At 72.7% G+C, this 21026-nt stretch carries 18 protein-coding genes; 4 read left to right on the plus strand and 14 right to left on the minus strand.

Going from position 1 to position 21026, the window contains the following annotated elements; all coding sequences use genetic code 11:
- Positions 1 to 132 precede the first annotated feature (132 nt).
- The 8 genes from IF02_RS0113350 to rsmI all read right to left on the minus strand — a co-directional run bounded on the left by IF02_RS0113350 (position 133) and on the right by rsmI (position 9209).
- Complete coding sequence (locus IF02_RS0113350; protein ID WP_030156566.1) at positions 133 to 1929, minus strand: ABC-F family ATP-binding cassette domain-containing protein; 1797 nt, start codon at positions 1927 to 1929, stop codon at positions 133 to 135.
- A 27-nt stretch (positions 1930 to 1956) separates the two neighbouring features.
- Positions 1957 to 3288, minus strand: a complete 1332-nt coding sequence (locus tag IF02_RS0113355) for an acyltransferase family protein (protein ID WP_030156568.1) — start codon at positions 3286 to 3288, stop codon at positions 1957 to 1959.
- A 75-nt stretch (positions 3289 to 3363) separates the two neighbouring features.
- Positions 3364 to 4266, minus strand: coding sequence for a 4-(cytidine 5'-diphospho)-2-C-methyl-D-erythritol kinase (locus IF02_RS0113360; protein WP_030156570.1), 903 nt, complete (start codon positions 4264 to 4266; stop codon positions 3364 to 3366).
- 2 nt (positions 4267 to 4268) lie between these two features.
- Entirely contained in the window at positions 4269 to 5180 is a 912-nt protein-coding gene (gene rsmA, locus IF02_RS0113365; RefSeq protein ID WP_030156572.1) for a 16S rRNA (adenine(1518)-N(6)/adenine(1519)-N(6))-dimethyltransferase RsmA, read from the minus strand.
- Positions 5177 to 6655 (minus strand): resuscitation-promoting factor, encoded by a 1479-nt coding sequence (locus IF02_RS0113370; protein ID WP_234318190.1) that lies wholly within the window; start codon positions 6653 to 6655, stop codon positions 5177 to 5179. The genes rsmA and IF02_RS0113370 overlap by 4 nt, the downstream gene beginning before the upstream one ends.
- A gap of 122 nt (positions 6656 to 6777) precedes the next feature.
- Complete coding sequence (locus IF02_RS0113375) at positions 6778 to 7674, minus strand: TatD family hydrolase (protein WP_030156574.1); 897 nt, start codon at positions 7672 to 7674, stop codon at positions 6778 to 6780.
- A 24-nt stretch (positions 7675 to 7698) separates the two neighbouring features.
- On the minus strand, positions 7699 to 8199 hold the full coding sequence (locus tag IF02_RS0113380; protein WP_030156575.1) for a hypothetical protein: 501 nt from the start codon (positions 8197 to 8199) through the stop codon (positions 7699 to 7701).
- A gap of 161 nt (positions 8200 to 8360) precedes the next feature.
- On the minus strand, positions 8361 to 9209 hold the full coding sequence (rsmI, locus tag IF02_RS0113385; protein WP_199809219.1) for a 16S rRNA (cytidine(1402)-2'-O)-methyltransferase: 849 nt from the start codon (positions 9207 to 9209) through the stop codon (positions 8361 to 8363).
- Between the two features lie 219 nt (positions 9210 to 9428).
- On the opposite strand from rsmI, the gene IF02_RS0113390 reads away from it, so the two are divergent.
- The 3 genes from IF02_RS0113390 to IF02_RS0113400 all read left to right on the plus strand — a co-directional run bounded on the left by IF02_RS0113390 (position 9429) and on the right by IF02_RS0113400 (position 13291).
- A complete protein-coding gene (locus IF02_RS0113390; protein WP_030156577.1) occupies positions 9429 to 11231 on the plus strand; it encodes a dolichyl-phosphate-mannose--protein mannosyltransferase in 1803 nt (600 codons plus the stop codon).
- 87 nt (positions 11232 to 11318) lie between these two features.
- Positions 11319 to 11522: a hypothetical protein gene (locus tag IF02_RS0113395; RefSeq protein ID WP_030156578.1), complete on the plus strand. Its 204-nt coding sequence runs from the start codon at positions 11319 to 11321 to the stop codon at positions 11520 to 11522.
- 119 nt (positions 11523 to 11641) lie between these two features.
- Positions 11642 to 13291 carry a penicillin-binding transpeptidase domain-containing protein gene (locus tag IF02_RS0113400; protein WP_030156579.1) on the plus strand — a complete coding sequence of 550 codons (1650 nt, stop codon included), beginning with the start codon at positions 11642 to 11644 and terminating at the stop codon, positions 13289 to 13291.
- A gap of 142 nt (positions 13292 to 13433) precedes the next feature.
- Here IF02_RS0113400 and IF02_RS0113405 read toward each other — a convergent pair whose 3' ends face one another.
- The 4 genes from IF02_RS0113405 to IF02_RS0113420 all read right to left on the minus strand — a co-directional run bounded on the left by IF02_RS0113405 (position 13434) and on the right by IF02_RS0113420 (position 17313).
- Positions 13434 to 14618: a serine hydrolase domain-containing protein gene (locus IF02_RS0113405; RefSeq protein ID WP_030156580.1), complete on the minus strand. Its 1185-nt coding sequence runs from the start codon at positions 14616 to 14618 to the stop codon at positions 13434 to 13436.
- Positions 14619 to 14688: 70 nt separating this feature from the next.
- Positions 14689 to 15489, minus strand: coding sequence for an energy-coupling factor ABC transporter ATP-binding protein (locus IF02_RS0113410; RefSeq protein ID WP_030156581.1), 801 nt, complete (start codon positions 15487 to 15489; stop codon positions 14689 to 14691).
- Positions 15477 to 16238 (minus strand): cobalt ECF transporter T component CbiQ, encoded by a 762-nt coding sequence (gene cbiQ / locus IF02_RS0113415; RefSeq protein WP_030156582.1) that lies wholly within the window; start codon positions 16236 to 16238, stop codon positions 15477 to 15479. Before cbiQ ends, IF02_RS0113410 begins: the two co-directional genes overlap by 13 nt.
- Before the next feature lies 1 nt (position 16239).
- Entirely contained in the window at positions 16240 to 17313 is a 1074-nt protein-coding gene (locus tag IF02_RS0113420) for an energy-coupling factor ABC transporter permease (protein WP_030156583.1), read from the minus strand.
- A gap of 182 nt (positions 17314 to 17495) precedes the next feature.
- On the opposite strand from IF02_RS0113420, the gene IF02_RS0113425 reads away from it, so the two are divergent.
- Positions 17496 to 17915, plus strand: a complete 420-nt coding sequence (locus IF02_RS0113425; RefSeq protein ID WP_030156584.1) for an SsgA family sporulation/cell division regulator — start codon at positions 17496 to 17498, stop codon at positions 17913 to 17915.
- Between the two features lie 102 nt (positions 17916 to 18017).
- On the opposite strand, the gene IF02_RS0113430 is transcribed toward IF02_RS0113425, so the two are convergent.
- Complete coding sequence (locus IF02_RS0113430; protein WP_030156585.1) at positions 18018 to 20237, minus strand: MMPL family transporter; 2220 nt, start codon at positions 20235 to 20237, stop codon at positions 18018 to 18020.
- Between the two features lie 141 nt (positions 20238 to 20378).
- Positions 20379 to 20981 carry a TetR/AcrR family transcriptional regulator gene (locus tag IF02_RS0113435; protein ID WP_051696187.1) on the minus strand — a complete coding sequence of 201 codons (603 nt, stop codon included), beginning with the start codon at positions 20979 to 20981 and terminating at the stop codon, positions 20379 to 20381.
- Positions 20982 to 21026: the final 45 nt, after the last annotated feature.

A 21026-nucleotide genomic window follows, 5' to 3' on the forward strand; every position in this document is an offset into this window, starting at 1 on the left:
TGGCGTAGGGGGATGACCTTTCTATCACTGACATCGCGCTTACATCGGGCCGGTCCGGCCCCTGTTCCCAAGGGAGGACCGGCCCGTGACAACGCCGTTATCCGGTCAGTTGACGCCTTCGGCTGACGGAATCTAGGCGTCCTCGGCCAGCTCCAGCCAGCGCATCTCCAATTCGTCCCGGTCCGCGATGAGTTCACGCAGCTCGGCGTCGAGCTTGGCGACCTTGTCGAAGTCGGTGGCGTTCTCGGCGATCTGCGCGTGCAGGTTCGTCTCGCGGTCCGACATCTTGTTGAGCTGCCGCTCGATCTTCTGCAGCTCCTTCTTCGCCGCGCGGGAGTCCCCGGAAGCCGAGGACTTGGCGGCGACCGGGGCGGGGGCCGGGGCGGCCGCCTCGATCATCCGCTGCCGCCGCTCCAGGTACTCGTCCAGGCCGCGCGGCAGCATCCGCAGGCTCGCGTCGCCCAGCAGGGCCATCACCGTGTCGGTGGTGCGCTCGATGAAGAACCGGTCGTGGGAGATGACGATCATCGAGCCCGGCCAGCCGTCGAGGAGGTCCTCCAGCTGGGTCAGGGTTTCGATGTCGAGGTCGTTGGTGGGCTCGTCGAGGAAGAGCACGTTGGGCTCGTCCATCAGCAGCCGCAGGATCTGCAGCCGGCGCCGCTCACCACCCGAGAGGTCGCCGACGGGCGTCCACTGCTTCTCCTTCGTGAAGCCGAACTGCTCGCACAGCTGACCGGCCGTCATCTCGCGGCCCTTGCCGAGGTCCACCCGGTCACGGACGCGCTGTACGGCCTCCAGGACCCGCAGGGACGGGTCGAGTTCGCCGACCTCCTGGGAGAGGTACGCCAGCTTGACCGTCTTGCCGACGGTGACGGACCCGGCGGCCGGCTGCACGTCGCCCTGCGTACGGGCCGCCTCCGCGAGCGCGCGCAGCAGCGAGGTCTTGCCCGCGCCGTTGACGCCGACGAGGCCGATGCGGTCGCCGGGGCCCAGGTGCCAGGTGAGGTGCTTGAGCAGGACCTTCGGACCGGCCTGGACGCTGACGTTCTCCAGGTCGAACACCGTCTTGCCGAGGCGGGCGTTGGCGAAGCGCATCAGCTCGGACTTGTCGCGCGGCGGCGGCACGTCGGCGATGAGCTCGTTGGCGGCCTCGATGCGGTAGCGCGGCTTGGAGGTCCGGGCCGGGGCGCCGCGGCGCAGCCAGGCCAGCTCCTTGCGCATCAGGTTCTGCCGCTTGGACTCCTCGGTGGCGGCGATGCGCTCGCGCTCGGCGCGGGCGAAGACGTAGTCGCTGTAGCCGCCCTCGTACTCGTAGACGGAGCCGCGCTGGACGTCCCACATGCGGGTGCAGACCTGGTCGAGGAACCAGCGGTCGTGGGTGACGCAGACGAGCGCGGAGCGGCGCTCCTGGAGGTGCTTGGCCAGCCAGGAGATGCCCTCGACGTCGAGGTGGTTGGTGGGCTCGTCGAGGACGAGGAGGTCCTGGTCGGCGATGAGCAGCTGGGCGAGCGCGATGCGCCGGCGCTCGCCGCCGGAGAGCGGCCCGATGACGGTGTCGAGGCCCTGGCCGAAGCCGGGGAGGTCGAGGCCGCCGAAGAGTCCGGTGAGCACGTCGCGGATCTTGGCGTTGCCGGCCCACTCGTGGTCGGCCATGTCCCGGATGATCTCGTGGCGGATGGTCGCCGCGGGGTCGAGGGAGTCGTGCTGGGTGAGGACGCCCATGCGCAGGCCGCCGCTCTGGGTGACCCGTCCGGTGTCGGGCTCCTCCAGCTTGGCGAGCATGCGGATGAGGGTGGTCTTGCCGTCGCCGTTGCGGCCCACGACACCGATCCGGTCTCCCTCGGACACGCCGAGGGAGATGCCGTCGAGCAGGGCACGGGTTCCGTACACCTTGCCGACTGCCTCGACATTGACCAGATTGACGGCCATCAGACGCGCTCCAGGGAAGGGTGTGGATCAGCCCCTCAGCCTAACCCTCCGAGCCGACGCCGGGCGCTCCACCAGGAGCCAGCCTCCCAGAGCCATGCCGATGGCGGCGGGCGCGGTGACCGGGAAGGCGATCAGGGTGGCGCTGTGCCCCTCCAGCAGGCCGCCGAGCCCGGTCATCGACAGGCCGAGGACGCCGAGCAGGCACAGGGTGATGCCGAGGGCGGCGCCGGGTCCGGATCCGGGGCGGACGCCGCCGCGGCCGGGCGCCTCGAAGCGGCGGAAGACGGCGACCAGTACGCCGGTCAGCGCGGCGGCGGCCGACAGCCGGACGGGCACCTGGGCCCACCAGGCGGCGGTGGCGGGCTCGGGCAGGCGCAGGCCGAGGCCGAGCTGGGCGGCGTACACGGCGAGCATGGCGGTGAGGTGCCAGAGGAAGGCGGTCATGGCGATCCCGTTGGCGGCGACGACGGAGCGCCAGACCCGGGGCCGGGCGAGCAGGGCGGCGGCCGGCCTCTTGAGCAGCTCCACGGCTCCGACGAGCCACGTCCCGTGCGCCAGCAGGGCGAGGGTGGGCGGGGCCATGTTGGACACCTTCTCGCCCGGCATCCCGACCATGGACAGCGGGTACGGCCCGTACGCGACGAGCAGCACGGCGCCGGTCAGCCCGGCGGCGGCGAGCAGCCCGGGCCGGGTGATCCGGCCGTCGGCGCGCAGGAAGCCGAGCTGGTGGACGGCGAGCCAGACGAACGCGAAGTTCAGGAACTCGACGTACGGGACGGTGAGCGCGAAGCGCAGTACGTCGACGGCGGCCGCGGACCCGGCCGCCAGGGCGAAGGCCCCCCAGCCCCACCGCTGGTGGAGCTTCAGCATGGCCGGGGTGAACGCGACCATGGCGAGGTAGATCCCGATGAACCACAGGGGCTGGGTGACCAGCCGCAGGGCGGCCCCGGTCAGCTTCCCCTCCCCGCCGCCGGCGAGCTGTACGGCGAGTGCCCCGGCGGTCCAGAGGAGGACGAAGACGAGGGTGGGCCGCAGCAGCCGGTGGAGGCGGGCCCGCAGGAAGGCGGCGTAGACGGGCCGCCCGTCGGCGCGCCGGACCAGGGACCGGTACGACAGGGCGTGCGAGAACCCGCCGACGAAGAAGAACACCGGCATGATCTGCAGGCCCCAGGTGAGCACTTGGAGCGCGGGCACGAGGGCGAGCAGGTTGCCTATGCCGTCGCTGCTGACGGCGGCCATCAGCCAGTGCCCGAGGAGCACGGTCCCGAGCGAGGCGACCCGCAGCAGGTCGACGTACCGGTCCCGGCTGTCGGGGGTGGCCTCGGCGAGGTCCTTGGCGGTGTGTGCGGCGTATCCCATGGGTGCACGTTCCCGCCCGGGACCCGGGCGGGAACAGAGCGCGGATACTCACTTCGCCCTGGGTACCAGGGGGCGTCAGGACGCCAGGACCGTGGCCCCCGGGGCCGGGCTGGTGGCCGTACGGGTCGTGCGGCAGGTGCCCGACGCTTCGAGGGCCGCGGCCACCTTGAGCGCGGATTCCGGGTCGCGGACCAGGAACGCCGTCGTCGGGCCGGAGCCGGAGACCAGCGCGGCCAGGGCTCCGGCCGAGGTGCCCGCCTCCAGCGTCGCGGCCAGCTGCGGGCGCAGCGACAGCGCCGCCGGCTGGAGGTCGTTGGCCAGGGTCGCGCCCAGGGCGTCCGGGTCCCCCGAGGCGAGGGCGGCGAGCAGCGCCGGCGAGGCCTGCGGGACCGGGACGGTCCGGCCCTCGGCCAGGCGGTCGAACTCGCGGAACACCGCCGGCGTCGACAGCCCGCCGTCGGCCACCGCGAACACCCAGTGGAAGGTGCCCGCCTCGACCGGGGTGAGGAGCTCCCCGCGCCCGGTGCCGAGCGCCGCCCCGCCGACCAGGCTGAACGGCACGTCGCTGCCGAGTTCCGCGCACATCTTCAGGAGCTCGTCGCGCGGCGTGTCCAGGCCCCACAGGGCGTCGCAGGCCAGCAGGGCGCCGGCGCCGTCGGCGCTGCCGCCCGCCATGCCCCCGGCCACCGGGATGTTCTTCGCGATGTGGAGGTGGACGGCGTCGGACAGGCCGTGGCGGGCCGCGAGGACCTCCGCCGCCCGCGCCGCCAGGTTCGTACGGTCCAGCGGGACCTGGTCCGCGTCCGGGCCCGCGCAGGTGACGGTGAGGGTGTCGGCCGCGGTGACCGTCACCTCGTCGTACAGCGACACGGCGAGGAAGACGTTGGCCAGGTCGTGGAACCCGTCCGCCCGGGCCGCGCCCACCGCGAGCTGCACGTTGACCTTGGCGGGGACCCGTACGGTCACGCTCTTCGGCATGCTCACAGCGCGGGCCTCTCGGCCGCGGGCTTGTGCTCGGCGATCGCGGCGAACTCCTCCACCGTCAGGGACTCCCCGCGCGCCTGCGGGGACACCCCGGCGGCGACCAGCGCCTGCTCGGCGCCCGCCGCGGAGCCGGCCCAGCCGGCCAGCGCGGCGCGCAGCGTCTTGCGGCGCTGTGCGAAGGCCGCGTCCACGACGGCGAAGACCTCGGCCTTCGTGGCGGTGGTCTTGATCGGCTCGGCCCGCCGCACCAGCGAGACCAGGCCCGAGTCCACGTTCGGGGCGGGCCAGAACACGTTGCGGCCGATGGACCCGGCCCGCTTCACGTCCGCGTACCAGTTCGCCTTGACCGACGGCACCCCGTACACCTTGTTGCCCGGCTTGGCGGCCAGCCGGTCGGCGACCTCGGCCTGCACCATCACCAGCGTGCGCTCGATGGTCGGGAACCGGTCCAGCATGGTCAGCAGCACCGGCACGGCCACGTTGTACGGCAGGTTCGCGACGAGCGCGGTCGGCGCCGGCCCGGGCAGCTCCTCCACCAGCATCGCGTCGGAGTGCACCAGCGCGAAGCGGTCCTTGCGCTGCGGCATCCGCGCCTCGATGGTGGCGGGCAGCGCCGCGGCCAGGACGTCGTCGATCTCGACGGCGGTGACCCGGTCGGCGGCCTCCAGCAGCGCGAGCGTCAGCGACCCCAGCCCCGGCCCGACCTCGACGACGACGTCGTCGGGCCGTACCTCGGCGGTGCGCACGATGCGGCGCACCGTGTTGGCGTCGATGACGAAGTTCTGCCCCTTCTGCTTCGTCGGCCGTACGCCGAGTACGGCGGCCAGCTCACGGATGTCTGCCGGTCCGAGAAGGGCGTCGGAGGTCGTGCTGGTCGTACTCTCGGGCTGCTGCTCTGCGGTGCTCACCGGTAAAGCCTACGGCCGCAGTGGGGCCACGGGGTCGCGCCCCGTTGTACGTAGAGCTTCTTCGCCCGGTACGTCTGTTCCTGGCCCGGGGCGTCCTGGGGGCGGCCGGAGCCGCCGAGGCTCTGCCAGGTGCGGACGTCGAACTGGTAGAGGCCGCCGTACGTGCCCGAGGCGTCGGTGGCGGAGGGGCGGCCGCCTGACTCGCACTGGGCCAGTGCCGCCCAGTCGAGGCCGTCGGCTCCGGCCACGGAGGCCGGCAGCGGCCTCGTACCGACCTTGACGAGCTGGGTGACGGGCTCGCGGACCGTCTCCTCGGCGACCTTGCGGGGCGTCTGGCGGACCCCGTTGACCGTGCGCAGGACGTACGTGACCCGGCGCGCTCCGGGCCGGCCCGCCCGCTCGACGACCTCGGTGCCGGCGAACAGGCCGTCGTCCTCGGTCCGCTCGATCTCGTACGGGATGCGCTCCTCGCGGACCTCGCGGGTGCCGGTGATGCGGAGCACGGTGACGGTCTGGCCGTCGCGCGGGAAGGAGTCGGGCGGGACCGAGGTGGTGTCCTGGCCCTGGAGGGTGATCCCGGCCTGGCCGAGGGCCTCCTGGACGGTGGCGGCGTTGGTGCGGATGGTGGTCTCGCGGCCGTCCGCCATGAACGTGACGCTGCGCTCGGTGCGGACGGAGAGGGTGAGCCCGGCCCGGGGCACGGGGGCGGTGCGGAGGGCGGAGAGGTAGGCGCCCTCGACGCGGACGCCGAACTGGCGCAGCGCCCCCTCGACGGTGTCGGCGGTGGTCCACACCTGGCGGCTCTGTCCGTCGAGGGTCAGGTGGAGGGGGCGGCCGTAGCGGACGACGATCTCGTCGCCGTCGTCGAGGGCCTCGGTGCGGGCGGGGGCGACGAGGTCGTGGGGGCCGACGCCGAGGCCTTCGGCGGCGAGGAGTTCGCCGATGTCGTCCGCGAAGGTGTGCAGGGTCCGGGGCTCTCCGTCCACGGTGAGCCGTACGGACTTGTCGGCGGCGACGAAGGCCGTGGTGCCGCCGGCCAGGAAGGCGACGACCAGGGCCTGCGGGACGATCCGCCGCCAGCTGCCCTGGACCGTGACCGTCCCGGCGGGGGCGCTGCGGCGCCGCCGCCCGGTGGGGGCTCCGGCGCTTGGGGCGCCGGGGCCGGGGTCCGGGCTGCGGCGGCGGCCCGTGCCGGGTCCGGGGCCCGCTCCGGGGCCGGGGCCGGCGGGGGCCGCGAGGTCCGTGCCCCCGGCGGGCGCGCCCCGGCGCCGTCCGGTCGGGGCGGCGGGCACGGCTGCGGGCACGGCTACGGGCACGGCTACGGGCACGGCTACGGGCACGGCTACGGCCTCGGCGCTCTTGCGGCGCCGGGCGGCCCGGCGGTCCCCGGTGCGCGGGGCGGGCACCGCGGCGGGCTCGGGGTCCGGGGAGACGGCCTTGTACCCGTACACCCCGGCGAAAGGACTCTCGCTCACGACGCTCGCTCCACTGGTCCGGCCCCATCGGTTCGGGCACGGCACCTTAGCGGACGTCCATCACTCACCAAAGTCGGACGGCTACCCTGCGTGTCGCACGGCCGGGCCGGGCGGGGCCGTCCTCAGTAGTCGAAGGCGCGGGCCGTGTTCGCCGCCAGGGCGGTTGCCATCGCGTCCTCGCCGATCCCGCGCACGGCCGCCATCGCCCGTACCGTCAGCGGAATGAGGTAAGGCGCGTTGGGCCGTCCGCGGTACGGCGCCGGGGTGAGGTACGGGGCGTCGGTCTCGACGAGCACCAGTTCCTGCGGGGCCGCGGCGAGGGCCTCGCGCAGCGGCGTGGCGTTCTTGAAGGTGACGGTCCCGGCGAACGACATGTAGTACCCGGCGGCGGCGCACTCGCGCGCCATCTCGGCGTCACCGGAGTAGCAGTGGAAGACGGTGCGCTCGGGCGCGCCCTCCTCGCGCAGGATGCGCAGGACGTCGGCGTGGGCCTCGCGGTCGTGGATGACCAGGGCCTTGTCCCGACGCTTCGCGATCTCGATGTGGGCGCGGAAGGAACGCTCCTGTGCGGCCATTCCGTCGGGTCCGGTGCGGAAGTAGTCCAGCCCGGTCTCGCCGACGGCCTTGACGTGCGCGAGCTTCGCGAGCTCCTCGATCTCGGCCAGCGCCTCGTCGAGCGCGGCCTCGCCGCCGCCGGGCCGGGCCCCCTGCCGGGACCAGCCGTCGGGGTCGCCGAGCACGATGCGGGGTGCTTCGTTCGGGTGAAGGGCGACGGCCGCGTGGACGTTCTCGTACGCGGCGGCGGTCTCGGCCGCCCAGCGGGACCCCTTCACGTCGCAGCCGACCTGGACGACGGTGGTCACGCCGACCGAGGCGGCCTTGGCGAGGCCCTCCTCGACGGTGCCGCGCTGCATGTCCAGGTGGGTGTGGGAGTCCGCCACCGCCACCCGGAGGGGTTCGGGCAGCGGCGGCGGGGTGTCCTTGGAGGCGTCCTTGGAGGCGTTGGCGGCAGTGCTCATGGGGCCGATCTTATGACCGGGTCCTCACGACCGGCGCAGGCGCCTCATCAGCCGGGAGAGCCAGCCCCCGCGCTCCCCGGCCTCGTCCGCCGGGACGTGCCCGGGGGCGCCGCGCTGGGGGGCCTTGCGCTGCTTCGGGGCCCGCGGGACGTTCGCGCCGGCCGGCACCGGGCCGGCGATCCCGGGCGAGATGCGGTGGTGGTAGAGCTTGTCGATCGTGCCGAGCACCGAGGACACCTGGCCTTCGCGCATGATCCGCACCACGTGCCCGTCACAGTTGTGGCAGGTCGGGTTCGAGAGCGGGGAAGGGACCCGCTCGCCCTGGACGGTGTAGATGATGAAGGGCTGGCCGTTGCCGTCGACGTGGTGCTCGATCTCGTAGCCCTGCTCCCAGGCGTAGCCGCACTTCATGCACGCGAAGGAGTACGCCTCGTGCACGGTGTGCACACCAGGCTTCGGCACGGAGACGGGTACGGCCACTGCGGGCGCGGGTACGGGTACCGAGGTGTCTGCGATCTCACTCATGCCAGCTCCTCTTGTTCCACTGGTGCCATTGCCAGTGGACGCCTCTTCAGGCGGGAGCGCATCAGGCCCTGTCTACTGTTGGACGGTCTTTGGGCGAGTCATGCCCCAAGACGCCCGGTGCGCGGTCTGAGCTTTGCTTTTCAGGTTAGCTCTTTACCGTCTTACAGCATCTTTTGAGCCGCATTCTTTGCCGCGACGACCGCGTCGAAGACCTCCCGCTTGGGTACTCCCGCCTCGGCCGCGACCGCCGCGATGGCTTCTTTTCGACGCTCCCCGGCCTCCTCGCGCACGCGCACCCTGCGCACCAGCTCCTCGGCGTCCACGTCGCCGGGCCGGGCCGCCGGTGCGCCCTCCACGACGACGGTGATCTCGCCGCGCACGCCCTCGGCGGCCCAGGCCGCCAGCTCGCCGAGCCCGCCGCGCTTGACCTCCTCGTACGTCTTGGTCAGCTCGCGGCACACGGCGGCCCGCCGGTCGGCGCCGAAGACCTCGGCCATCGCGGCGAGGGTGTCGTCGAGCCGGTGCGGAGCCTCGAAGTAGACGAGCGTGCGGCGTTCGCCCTCGACCTCGCGGAGCCGGCCGAGGCGCTCGCCCGCCTTGCGCGGCAGGAACCCCTCGAAGCAGAAGCGGTCCACCGGCAGCCCCGACAGGGCGAGCGCGGTGAGCACCGCGGACGGCCCGGGCACGGCGGTGACCTTGATGTCCTTCTCGACGGCGGCGGCGACCAGGCGGTAGCCGGGGTCGGAGACGGACGGCATGCCGGCGTCGGTCACCAGCAGCACGCGCTTGCCCTGCTCCAGCGCCTCGACCAGCTCCGGGGTGCGCGCCGATTCGTTGCCCTCGAAGTACGAGACGACGCGCCCGGTGGTGTGCACGCCGAGCCCCTGGGTCAGCCGGCGCAGCCGCCGGGTGTCCTCGGCGGCGACCACGTCGGCCCGCTCCAGCTCGGCCGCGAGCCGCGGCGGGGCGTCGGCGAGATCGCCGATCGGGGTGCCGGCGAGCACGAGCACGCCCGCGGAGGAGGAGGTCGAGGAGGAGGTCGAGGAGAGGGCCGAGGAGGGGGTTTCGGAGCCGGTGGGCTGGTCAGTCGTCACCCGCCCATCCTCTCAGCCGTCCCACCCGGCACACGTCATCCCTCCCACGGGCTCAGGTCGTCCGTCCCACCCGGCACACGCACCGACGGTCCCCGGCACTGGGGTTCGCACAGCTGCGTTCCCTACGATGACCCGGTGACCAGTACCGCGACGCCGCCGCCCAGCCCCGCGGGGGCCCCGCCCGCCCCTCCGGCGGGGCGCGTAGACCAGCCGTCCACCTGGCTGCGCCGCCTGCGCAGCTTCGGCTACGCGCCGCCCGCCGACGCCGCCGCCCGGCGCGCGGGCCCCGGGCGCGCGGACGCCCCGAGTCCGGACCTCCGCGCCCGCCTGGTGCCCCCGTACGCCCGGCCCTCCGCGCAGCTGTGGACGGCGCTCGGGGTCCCGCCCTCCGCGGTGGGCACCTGGCAGCGCGTGCTGGCGTGGGCCGGGCCGGTGCTGGTGGCGCTGGTGGCCGGGGTGCTGCGCTTCGTGCACCTGGGCAGCCCGAAGGCGGTGATATTCGACGAGACGTATTACGCCAAGGACGCCTGGGCCACGATCCGGCAGGGCTACGAGGCGAGCTGGCCGAAGGACATCGACAAGTCGATCCTCGCCAACCCCGACGGGATCTCCGTCCCGCTGGACCCCGGGTACGTCGTGCACCCGCCGGTCGGCAAGTGGGTCATCGGGCTCGGCGAGTGGATGTTCGGCTTCACCCCGTTCGGCTGGCGGTTCATGACGGCGGTGCTCGGCACGCTGTCGGTGCTGATGCTGTGCCGGATCGGGCGCCGCCTGTTCCGCTCCACCTTCCTGGGCTGCCTCGCGGGCGCGCTGCTCGCGGTGGACGGCCTGCACCTGGTGATGAGCCGGACCGCGCTGCTCGACCTGGTGCTGATGTTCTTCGTGCTGGGCGCCTTCGGGGCGCTGCTCGTCGACCGGGACCGGGCGCGGGCCAGACTCGCGGACGCGCTGCCGGTGGACGAGGAGGGGCGCACCCGCCCGGACGTCACCGTCGCCGAGACGCTGCGCCTGGGCTGGCGCCCGTACCGGATCCTGGCGGGCGTCTGTCTGGGCCTGGCGTTCGGCACGAAGTGGAACGGCCTGATCGTGCTGGCGTTCTTCGGCGTGCTGACCGTCCTGTGGGACGCGGCCGCGCGCCGCACCGCCGGGGCGGGCGCCCCGTACGCGGCGATGCTGCGCCGTGACGCGCTGCCGGGCTTCCTGTCGACGGTGCCGGTGGCGATCGCGGTGTACCTGGCCTCGTGGACCGGCTGGATCCTGTCCCCCGACAACGGCAAGGGCGGTTACTTCCGCGACTGGGCGGCCAAGAACGACCAGGGCAGTTCGCTGTCGTTCCTGCCGGAGTGGCTGCGCAGCCTGTGGCACTACGAGACCGAGGTCTACAAGTTCCACGTCGGCCTGACCTCGGGACACACGTACGAGTCGAACCCGTGGAGCTGGCTGGTCCTGGGCCGGCCCGTCTCCTATTTCTACGAGTCCCCCGACCCGGGGACGGACGGCTGCCCGGCGACGGAGGCGGGCAAGTGCGCCCGCGAGGTGCTGGCCCTGGGCACCCCGCTGCTGTGGTGGGCGGGCTGCTTCGCGCTGCTGTACGTGCTGTGGCGGTGGTTCTTCCGCCGCGACTGGCGGGCGGGCGCGATCGCGTGCGCGCTGGGTGCGGGCCTGCTGCCCTGGTTCAACTACCAGGAGCGGACCATCTTCTTCTTCTACGCGGTGGTCTTCGTCCCGTACCTGTGTCTGGCGGTGGCGATGATGATCGGCGCCCTGCTGGGCCCGGCGGGCTCGTCGGAACGCAGGCGCGCGCTGGGCGCGATCGCGGCGGGCGTGCTGGTCCTCCTGATCATCTGGAACTTCATCTATTTCTGGCCGATCTACACGGGCCAGACGCTCCCGATGGACTCCTGGCGCGGCCGCATGTGGCTGGACAGCTGGGTCTAGGCGCCGCGGGGTCCGCATGGGCACGGCCCGTCACCGTTCGCGGGGGTGGCGGGCCGTGCCCATGCTGGAAGAAGGAGGTGAAGAGCCATGCGCATACGACGACTGCTCGGCCTCGCTCTCGCCACGGCGACCCTGGCCGGCGCGAGCGCCCTCGGTGCCGCGACGGCCCAGGCGGCGGCCCCGACCATCACGTCCGCGGAGTGCACGGACCAGGGCGGAACGGTGACGAGCCAGCCCTACGGCGGAACCTGGTGTGTGCTCCCCGACGGAACCAAGGTGGCGGTCAACTGACCGGCCGGTTGTTCCGGTCTGGTAACAAGCTGTACGTGCCCCGTTTGCACAGAGTAAGGTCCGCACCAGAGGTTCTTTGAACGCGTTCAGAGAATACGGGGATCTGGGGAGGAACGTACGTGAACGGGGCGACGAAGGGGGCCATCGTCGGCGGGGTGTTCCTCGCGATGCTCGGCGGGGCCGGGTACGGGGTGTACGCGCTGGTCGGGGACGGCGACGGCAAGGACGGCGGCAAGGGCGGCGAGACCACCGCCGCGGCCGGGAAGGGCAGCGGGCCGGTCACGGACAAGGAGGCCGCGCAGACCGCGAAGGCCTTCTTCGCCGCATGGGCGGCCGGGGACGCGCATGCGGCAGCCGAGTTGACGAACAACGTGCAGGCCGCGCAGAGCGCCGTGGCCGACTACCGGGCCAAGGCGTACGTGTCCAAGGCCGTGATCACTCCGGGGACGCAGACGGGCACGACCATCCCGTTCGCCGTCGCCGCGGAGATCACCTACGAGGGCGCCACCAAGCCGCTCGCGTACGAGTCCAAGCTGACCGTCGTACGCGGGCTGACCAGCGGGAAGCCGCTCGTCGACTGGCAGCCGTCGGTGATCCACCCGCAGTTGCAGAAGGACGAGAAGCTGCGCGCGGGCGCGCCCGCGGCCCCGCCGGTCAAGGCCGTGGACCGCAATGGCGAGGAGCTCAGCGCCGAGAAGTACCCGTCGCTGCGGCAGGTCCTCGACCAGCTGCGCCAGACGTACGGCGGGAAGCTGGGCGGCAAGACCGGGGCCGAGCTGTGGATCGAGCCGGCCGCGCAGGACGCTCCGAAGCGGACCCTGCTGACGCTGGCGGAGGGGGAGCCGAGCACGCTGAAGACGTACCTGGACGCCAAGGTGCAGGCGGCGGCCGAGAAGGCCGTCGCCAAGTACCCGGAGTCCTCGGTGGTCGCCGTCCAGACGGGCAACGGGCACATCCTGGCCGTCGCCAACAACCGCAAGGACGGCTTCAACGCGGCGATGGAGGGGCGGCGGGCGCCCGGCTCGACGATGAAGGTCGTGACGGCGGCGATGCTGATCGACCGGGGCCAGGCGGCGGCCGACCGGCCGGCGGAGTGCACCAAGGAGGCCTCCTGGGGCGGCCGCTCCTTCCACAACCTGAACAACTTCGAACTGCCGGGCGCGAACTTCGCGACCAGCTTCGCCAAGTCCTGCAACACCGCCTTCATCAAGCAGATCGACAACGTCGACGACGACGCGGCGCTCGCGAAGGAGGCCCGGGAGGTCTTCGGCCTCGGGCTGGACAACTGGAAGACGGGCATCCGCTCGACGGACGGCCAGGTGCCGGAGGCGAAGGGCGCGGAGGCGGCCGCCGAGTACATCGGGCAGGGCCGGATCACCATGAACCCGCTGAACGTCGCCTCGTTCACGGCCACCGCGCGCAGCGGGGTCTTCCACCAGCCCCTGCTCGTCTCGCCGGAGCTCGACGGCCGGCCGATCGCGCAGGCGGCGCGGCAGATGAAGCCGTCGGTCCAGCAGCAGCTGGTGCGGATGATGAAGCTGACGGCGACCAGCGGCACGGCGGCGCAGGCGATGAGCTCGGTGGGCGGCTCCGACAAGGGAGCGAAGACCGGCTCGGCGGAGGTCGACGGCGCGGGCAGCCCGGACAGCTGGTTCACGGGCTACAGCGGAGACGTGGCCGCGGCGGCGATGGTCGAGGCGGGCGGCCACGGCGGCGACGCGGCGGGCCCCATGGTGGCGACGGTCCTGAACGCCTCCTCCTCCTCCTGACGCGACGCTCGCACCGCTCGGCGCCGGGGCGCCTCCCGGGCTTCGGGCCGCTGCGGCGAACTCCGTCCGCCGAGCGCATGCCGGCACCGCCCGGGACTCCCCCCCCTCTGGGGGGAGTTCGAGGCGCGGGGCCCCGGAGCGGTCAGAGCGAGGCGCGGACGGCGCGGAGCAGGGACTGGGCCCGGGGGTCGGCGGTGACCGACTTGGCGTGGGCGTTCGTCACGTAGCCGAAGGCGACGCCCGCCTCCGGGTCCGCGAAGCCCAGGGACCCGCCGCGCCCCGGATGCCCGAACGACCCCGCCGACAGCAGCGGCGACGCCGGGCTGTGCAGCATGTAGCCCGGGCCGAACCGCGTGTTGACCACCAGGACCCGGTCCGGCCCGGACGACAGCTCCGTACCCGCCAGCCGGCGCGTCTGCGGGGTGAACAGCCCCGCGCCGTCCTGCGTGTCGCCCAGCAGCGCCGCGTACACGCCCGCCAGGCCGCGCGCCGTGCCGATGCCCGCCGAAGCCGGGAGTTCCGCCGCCCGGAACTCCGGGTCGTTCTCGTCCGGCAGCGGAGTGATCGCCGCGAACGCCTGCCGGGTCAGCGAGGACGGGTCCGCCCAGGCATCCGAAACGTTTCTCCGCGGACGCGTCTTGAGTCCCCCCGCCATCCCGGACGGCGGCTCCACCGGCCCCACCCGGCCCACGCGCCCCGTCTCCCCCGCCGGCAGGCCGATCCAGAACTCCAGCCCCCGCGGGCCCGTGACCTCCTGCGCCAGCCACTGGCCCAGCGAGGCCCCGGTCACCCGCAGCACCAGCTCCGACAGCAGCCAGCTGTACGTCTGCGCGTGGTAGCCGTGCGCGGAACCCGGCTCCCAGAAGGCCCGCTGCCCGGCGACCGCACGCGCCCCCGAAATCCCGTCCGCGGCCTCCGACGGCGTCAGCGGCGCGTCCAGCGCCGGTACGGCCGCCCGGTGCGCGAGCAGGTCCCGTACCCGCGCCCGCTCCTTGCCGCCCGCCTTGAACTCCGGCCAGTACGCCCCCACCGGGGCGTCCAGGTCCAGCAGCCCCCGCTGGTGCAGCAGCAGCGGTACGACGGCGGCCACGCCCTTGGTGGCCGAGCGCACCACCTGCGCGGTGCCGGCCGCCCATGGCTCGCCGGCGCCGGCGTCGCCGCCCTCGCCGCCCTCGACGTCCTTCGGGCCCGCCCACAGGTCCACGACCTTCCGGCCGTCCCGGTACACGGCCACGGCCGCGCCCCGGTCCCCGAGCACCTCGAAGTTGCGTACGAAAGCGTCCCGGACGGCCTCGAAGCCCGCCGTCACCTCACCCTGGATCTCCACGAGCGGTCCAACAATCGCCTGGTCGGACTTATGCCACCGCTCCGGCCCGGCCTGATCCGAAAGACACGGACTAGGCCACCGACACCGAGCGCGGGTCGAACCCGAACGGCAGCTCGAGCCGGTGCGCCCGCATCAGCTCCTCGTCGCACAGCAGGTCCTGCGTACGCCCGTCGGCCGCGATGACCCCCTCGCTCAGGATCACCGACCGGGGGCACAGCTCCAGCGCGTACGGCAGGTCGTGGGTCACCATCAGCACCGTCACGTCCAGCGAGCGCAGGATGTCGGCGAGCTCGCGCCGCGAGGCCGGGTCCAGGTTGGACGAGGGCTCGTCGAGGACCAGGATCTCCGGCCGCATGGCCAGTACGGTCGCCACCGCGACCCGGCGGCGCTGCCCGAACGACAGGTGGTGCGGCGGCCGGTCCGCGAAGGCCTCCATGCCCACCTGCTCCAGCGCCTCCCGGACCCGCGCCTCCAGCTCCGCGCCCCGCATCCCGGCGGCCGCCGGGCCGAAGGCCACGTCCTCCCGCACGGTCGGCATGAACAGCTGGTCGTCCGGGTCCTGGAAGACGATGCCGACCCGGCGCCGGACCTCGGCGAAGTTCCGCTTCTCGACCGGCAGCCCGGCCACCGTGACGGTGCCGACGCCGCCGCCGAGGATGCCGTTGAGGTGCAGCACCAGCGTGGTCTTGCCCGCTCCGTTCGGGCCGAGCAGGGCCACCCGTTCGCCCTGTCCGACGGTCAGGTCCACGCCGAAGAGGGCCTGGTGCCCGTCCGGATAGGCGTACGCGAGGCCGGAGACCTCGAGGGAGGCGGGAGGGGCAGGGGCCGCGGGAGTGGCCGAGGGGGAGGCAGAGCGAGTCACAGGGTCCATCCCATCAGACAGACGGCGAGCGCCGCCGCCGGGAGTACGGCCGCGTACGCCCACTGGGCGCGGGTGGCCACGACTTCGTCGATCACCGGCATCGAGCCGGCGTAGCCGCGGCTGACCATCGCGAGGTGGACCCGCTCGCCGCGCTCGTAGGAGCGGATGAACAGGGCTCCGGCTGTCTTGGCCAGCACCCCCCAGTGCCGGATCCCGCTGGCCTCGAACCCGCGCGAGCGCCGGGCGATCGACATCCGCCGCAGCTCGTCGGTGATCACGTCGCCGTACCGGATCATGAAGGAGGCGATCTGCACCAGCAGCGGCGGCAGCTTCAGCCGCTGGAGCCCGAGCAGCAGCGCCCGCAGCTCGGTGGTCGAGGCGAGCAGGACGGACGCGGCGACCCCGAGCGTGCCCTTGGCCAGGACGTTCCAGGCGCCCCACAGGCCCGAGACGCTGAGCGACATGCCGAGCACCTCCACCCGCTCGCCCTGCGCCACGAAGGGCATGAGCACGGCGAACGCCACGAACGGGACCTCGATCAGCAACCGCCGCAGCAGGAAGCCGGCCGGGATCCGGGCCGCGGCCGCGACGGCCGCGATGAGGACGGCGTACAGGCCGAAGGCCCACACCGCCTCGCGCGGTGTGGAGACGACGACCACGACGAAGGCGAAGGCCGCGGCCAGCTTGCAGTGCGGCGGCAGGGCGTGGATCGGCGAGTGTCCGTGCCGGTAGAGCTTGTGGGCGTGGCCCGCGCCCATCTCAGACCGCCGTGGAAGCGGTCGAGGAGGTGGAGGCGGCCGTCAGGTCTTCCGCGCGCCGGCGGCGTACGGTCCAGAAGATCCCGGTGCCGACGGCGACGGTCGCGCCGACGCCGATGACCCCGGCGAGGCCGCCGGAGAGGCGGGCGTCGTCGACGTCCTTGACGCCGTAGTCGGCGAGCGGGGAGTCGGCGGTGGCGTGTTCCTTGACGTTCCGGTCGATGCCCTTGTCGGCGGCGACCTTCTCCAGGCCGTCGGGGCTGGTGGAGGCGTAGAAGGAGACGAAGCCGGCCAGGACGAGGGCGGTGACCAGGCCGGTGATCCACACGGGCTTCGTGGAGCGGGCGGCGGCGGGCGCCGCGACCGGAGCCGCGGCCGCCGGCGGGGCGTCGACCAGCTCGCCGCCGACGCGCAGCTTCAGCGGCGCGGCCAGCCCGCGCGCGCCGTGCACCAGGTCCGGGCGTACGGCCAGGACGGCGCCCACGGTCGCGGCGGTGATCACGGCCTCGCCGATGCCGATCAGCACGTGCACGCCGACCATGGCGGTGAACACCTTGCCGAGCGGCACGTCGGTGGTCCCGCCGAGGGCGTACAGGAGGGTGAACGCGACGGCCGCGCCGGGCACCGAGAGCAGTGCTCCGGCGAAGGCGGCGACGGTGACCGAGCGCCGGGTGTCGGGCAGGAGCTTCAGCAGCCCGCGGAAGACGGCGTACGCGACGACCACGGTCACGACGGCCATGTTCACGACGTTGACCCCGAGGGCGGTCAGCCCGCCGTCGGCGAACAGGACGCCCTGCATGAGCAGCACCACGGACACGCACAGCACGCCCGTGTAGGGGCCCACCAGGATCGCGGCGAGCGCCCCGCCCAGCAGGTGTCCGCTGGTGCCGGCGGCTACGGGGAAGTTCAGCATCTGGACGGCGAAGATGAACGCGGCGACGAGACCGGCCAGCGGCGCCGCCCGCTCGTCGAGCTCTCGGCGGGCGCCGCGGAGGCTCACGGCCACCGCGCCCGCGGCGGCGACACCTGCGGCGATGGAGACGGGGGCGTCGATGAAGCCGTCGGGCACATGCATGGGGCTGCTCCGCTTCCTGCGGTCCTTGAGCTGACAAAATCTTTAACCGCTTAAGAATAGTGCCCAATTGCAAACCGTTGGCAAGAGCGTCGGCGGCACAAATACCTCCGCGCGGATTCGTGGGAATGTGCGAGGCTGGGGGCAATACGGACTCATATGTTCCGAATAAGAGGAGTCTTGTCGTGTCAGCCACCGCCGAGAATCCCCCCGCGGCCGCAGCCGCCACCGCCGTCGCCACAGCCGTCGCCGCCGCCGTCGAGGACCGCGTCACCGCCCGCGTGATCAGCGACGACCCGCTCTTCCGGAAGATCCCCGTCGCCCTGCGCTTCGCCGCCGCGGAGCCGCTCGCCGTACGGATCGTCTTCCCCGCCGGGCTCTCCCCCGAGGGCACCGACAACGAGTGGGTCTTCCCCCGGGCCCTCCTCGAAGCAGGCCTCCAGGCACCGACCGGCACCGGCGACGTACGCGTCTGGCCCTGCGGCCGCGTCCAGGCGGTCGTCGAGTTCCACTCCCCCGAGGGCGTCGCGGTGATCCAGTTCGACATCGCCGCGCTGCGCCGCTTCCTGCGCCGTACGAACGCCGCCGTCACCCGGCAGGCGTAACGCCCGGAGGAAAACGGGACCGGCCCCGCACCTGGGATCAGGTGCGGGGCCGGTCGTACGGGGACGGACTGCGGGGACTACGGGGACTGCGGGGACCGCAGGTCAGGCGTTGACCAGCTCGCGGTCCTTGTCCGGGCCCTCCGGGGACCCGGACGAACCTTCGAGGTGCTTGCGCAGGCTCTCGCCCTCCACGTCCACGTTGGGCAGCATCCGGTCCAGCCAGCGCGGCAGCCACCAGGCCTTGTGGCCGAGCAGCGCGAGCACCGCCGGGACGATCGCCATGCGGACGACGAAGGCGTCGAAGAGGACGGCGATCGCGAGGCCGAAGCCGATCATCTTGATCATCTGCTCGCTGGCGCCGATGAAGCCCGAGAACACCGCGATCATGATGACGGCGGCCGCCACGACCACCCGCGCGCTGTACTGGAAGCCGGTCACGATGGCCTGGCCCGGGCGCTCGCCGTGGACGTACGCCTCACGCATGCGGGTGACGAGGAAGACCTCGTAGTCCATGGCCAGACCGAAGACGACGCCCACCATGAAGATCGGCATCATGCTCATGATCGGACCGGTCTGCTCCACCCCGAAGACCGAGCCGAGCCAGCCCCACTGGAAGACCGCGACGACCGCGCCGAGGGCGGCCACCACCGAGAGCAGGAAGCCGAGGGCCGCCTTGAGCGGGACCAGGATGGAGCGGAAGACCAGCATCAGCAGCAGGAAGGCGAGGCCGACCACGAGCGCCAGGTAGGGCACCAGCGCGTCGTTCATCTTCTGCGAGAAGTCGATGTTCATCGCGGTCGCGCCGGTGACGAGGACGTCGTCGCCGCTGCCTTCGCGGATCTCGTGGACCAGGTTCTCGGTCTCCACCGAGGACGGGCGGTCCTTCGGGACGACCGTGATCACCGCGGCGTCGCCCTCGGGGTTCGGGGTCGGCGGCATGACCGCGGCCACGCCCTCCAGGCCCTTGATCCGGTCGACCGTCTCGTTGGCGAGCTTCTTGTCGCCGTCGACGACCACCATCAGCGGGCCGTTGAAGCCCGGGCCGAAGCCCTCCGACAGCAGGTCGTACGCCTTGCGCTGGGTGGTGGAGACCGGCTGGGCGCCGTCGTCCGGCAGGCCCATCTCCAGCTTGCTCGCCGGGATCGCGATGGCGCCGAGGCCGATCACACCGACGAGCAGGACCATGACCGGGCGGCGCAGGACGAAACGGGCCCAGCGGGTGCCGCCGTTGGCCTTGGGCTCGGCGCCGGCCGCGGCCGGCTTGCCCTTGGCCCCGCCCTTTCCGAAGAGCCGGCTCTTCTCGCCCGCCGGCAGGACCTTCTTGCCCGCGAAGCCCAGGATGGCCGGGACCAGCGTCAGCGCGACGAGGACGGCGATGACCACGGTGCCCGCGGCCGCGAAGCCCATCTTGGTCAGCATCGGGATGTTGACGACGGCCAGGCCCACGAGGGCGATGACCACGGTGAGACCGGCGAAGACGACGGCGGAACCGGCGGTTCCGGCGGCCCGGCCCGCGGCCTCGTCCCGCTCGCGGCCCTCGGCGAGCTCCACGCGGTAGCGGGAGACGATGAAGAGCGCGTAGTCGATGCCGACCGCGAGGCCGATCATCATCGCGAGGGTGGAGGTGGTGGTGCCCAGGTCCAGCACGTTGGCGAGCGCGGTGATGGAGGAGACGCCGATGCCCACGCCGATGAGCGCGGTCAGCAGCGGCAGTCCGGCGGCGATCAGCGAGCCGAAGGTGATGACCAGCACGATCGCCGCGATCAGGATGCCGACGATCTCGCCGGAGCCCGTCTCGGGGGCCGTCATCAGGGCGTCGCCGCCGATCTCGACGGTGAGCCCGGCGGCCTTGGCCGCGGCGCCGGAGTCCTTGAGCGCGTCGCGCGTCTCGTCCTTCAGCTCCATGCCGCTGACGGTGTACTTGACGCTCACGTACGCGGTGGAGCCGTCCTGGCTCACCGCCTGCGCCTGGTACGGGTCGGCGACCGAGGCGACCTGGGCCTTGCCCGGGCCGTCCTTCAGGCCGGAGACGATCTTCTCGACCTGGGTCTTGTTCTTCTCGTCGTTGACCGAGGAGCCCGCGGGCGCCTTGACGACGATACGGGCGGTGGCGCCGTCGGCGGCCATGCCCGGGAACTTCTTGTCCAGCACGTCGAAGGCCTTCTGGGCCTCCGTGCCGGGTATCGAGAACGATCCGGAGGTGGGTGCGGACGCCGTCGCCGCGCCGAAGCCGGCGGCGAACAGCAGCGCCACCCACAGGAGGGCGACGAGGCCGCGGCGCCGGAAGGCGCCCCTGCCCAGTCGGTAGAGGAAGGTAGCCACGGAGGCGGTTCTCCCGTTCAGGTCGTGGTGGATCCGGGACGGATCAGGGCGTGGAGAGCCGGCCCGACGACGAGAGCGGCGTGTCAGGAGCAGCAGGAAGGAGTCGCGAGAACGAGTCGCGCGTACGAGTGGAGAAAGGACTCAGACACCGAGGGCGGGGAAGACCACGGAGTCGATGAAGTCGGCGAGGAACGCCTGGTCCACGGATCGGTCCTCCATCAGCGGCAACGCGATGAAGGCGCCGATCAGCATGTGCGGCACGAACCGGATCGCGGGGCAGTCCGGGGAGATCTCGCCCCGCTCCACTCCGCGCCGCAGGATCTCGTCGAGGCCGGAGATCTCCGGCTCCATGAGCAGCCTGCGCAGTGCCTGGTGCAGTTCGGGGCTCTCGTGGACGGCATGGGCGAGGCCCCGCAGCAGTGCGGTGTCCTTCGCCATCTGCGCGTTGTCGGAGAGCTCGACCATGCGGTGGAAGTCGCCGCGCAGCGAGCCCGTGTCGATCTCCCGCAGGGAGGTCGGCTGGGTGCACCGCAGGGCCCTGGCGACCAGCTCGGGCTTGCTCCCCCACTGGCGGTAGAGGGTGGCCTTGCTGGACTTGGTACGGGCGGCGACCGCGTCCATGGTCAGCGCCTCGTAGCCGACCTCGCGGAGGAGGTCGAGGACCGCCTCGTGGAGCTCGGCCTCCCGCTCGGGGGTGATCCGGCTGCGCCGCGACGAGACCTCCGACGAGACTTCTTCGGACATCTCCGACACCTCCCATCCGAACGAAACTGTTTCGTACACCAATGA

Source organism: Streptomyces sp. NRRL S-244, assembly GCF_000717915.1.
Taxonomy (GTDB): domain Bacteria; phylum Actinomycetota; class Actinomycetes; order Streptomycetales; family Streptomycetaceae; genus Streptomyces.

Bases quoted from the DNA above. Each gene is read 5' to 3' on its own strand.
- IF02_RS0113420 (WP_030156583.1), bottom strand. From the start codon at position 17,313: ATGCATGTGCCCGACGGCTTCATCGACGCCCCCGTCTCCATCGCCGCA.
- IF02_RS0113435 (WP_051696187.1), bottom strand. From the start codon at position 20,981: ATGTCCGAAGAAGTCTCGTCGGAGGTCTCGTCGCGGCGCAGCCGGATC.
- IF02_RS0113355 (WP_030156568.1), bottom strand. From the start codon at position 3,288: ATGGGATACGCCGCACACACCGCCAAGGACCTCGCCGAGGCCACCCCC.
- IF02_RS0113410 (WP_030156581.1), bottom strand. From the start codon at position 15,489: ATGGACCCTGTGACTCGCTCTGCCTCCCCCTCGGCCACTCCCGCGGCC.
- IF02_RS0113360 (WP_030156570.1), bottom strand. From the start codon at position 4,266: ATGCCGAAGAGCGTGACCGTACGGGTCCCCGCCAAGGTCAACGTGCAG.
- IF02_RS0113350 (WP_030156566.1), bottom strand. From the start codon at position 1,929: ATGGCCGTCAATCTGGTCAATGTCGAGGCAGTCGGCAAGGTGTACGGA.
- IF02_RS0113375 (WP_030156574.1), bottom strand. From the start codon at position 7,674: ATGAGCACTGCCGCCAACGCCTCCAAGGACGCCTCCAAGGACACCCCG.
- IF02_RS0113395 (WP_030156578.1), top strand. From the start codon at position 11,319: ATGCGCATACGACGACTGCTCGGCCTCGCTCTCGCCACGGCGACCCTG.
- IF02_RS0113380 (WP_030156575.1), bottom strand. From the start codon at position 8,199: ATGAGTGAGATCGCAGACACCTCGGTACCCGTACCCGCGCCCGCAGTG.
- cbiQ (WP_030156582.1), bottom strand. From the start codon at position 16,238: ATGGGCGCGGGCCACGCCCACAAGCTCTACCGGCACGGACACTCGCCG.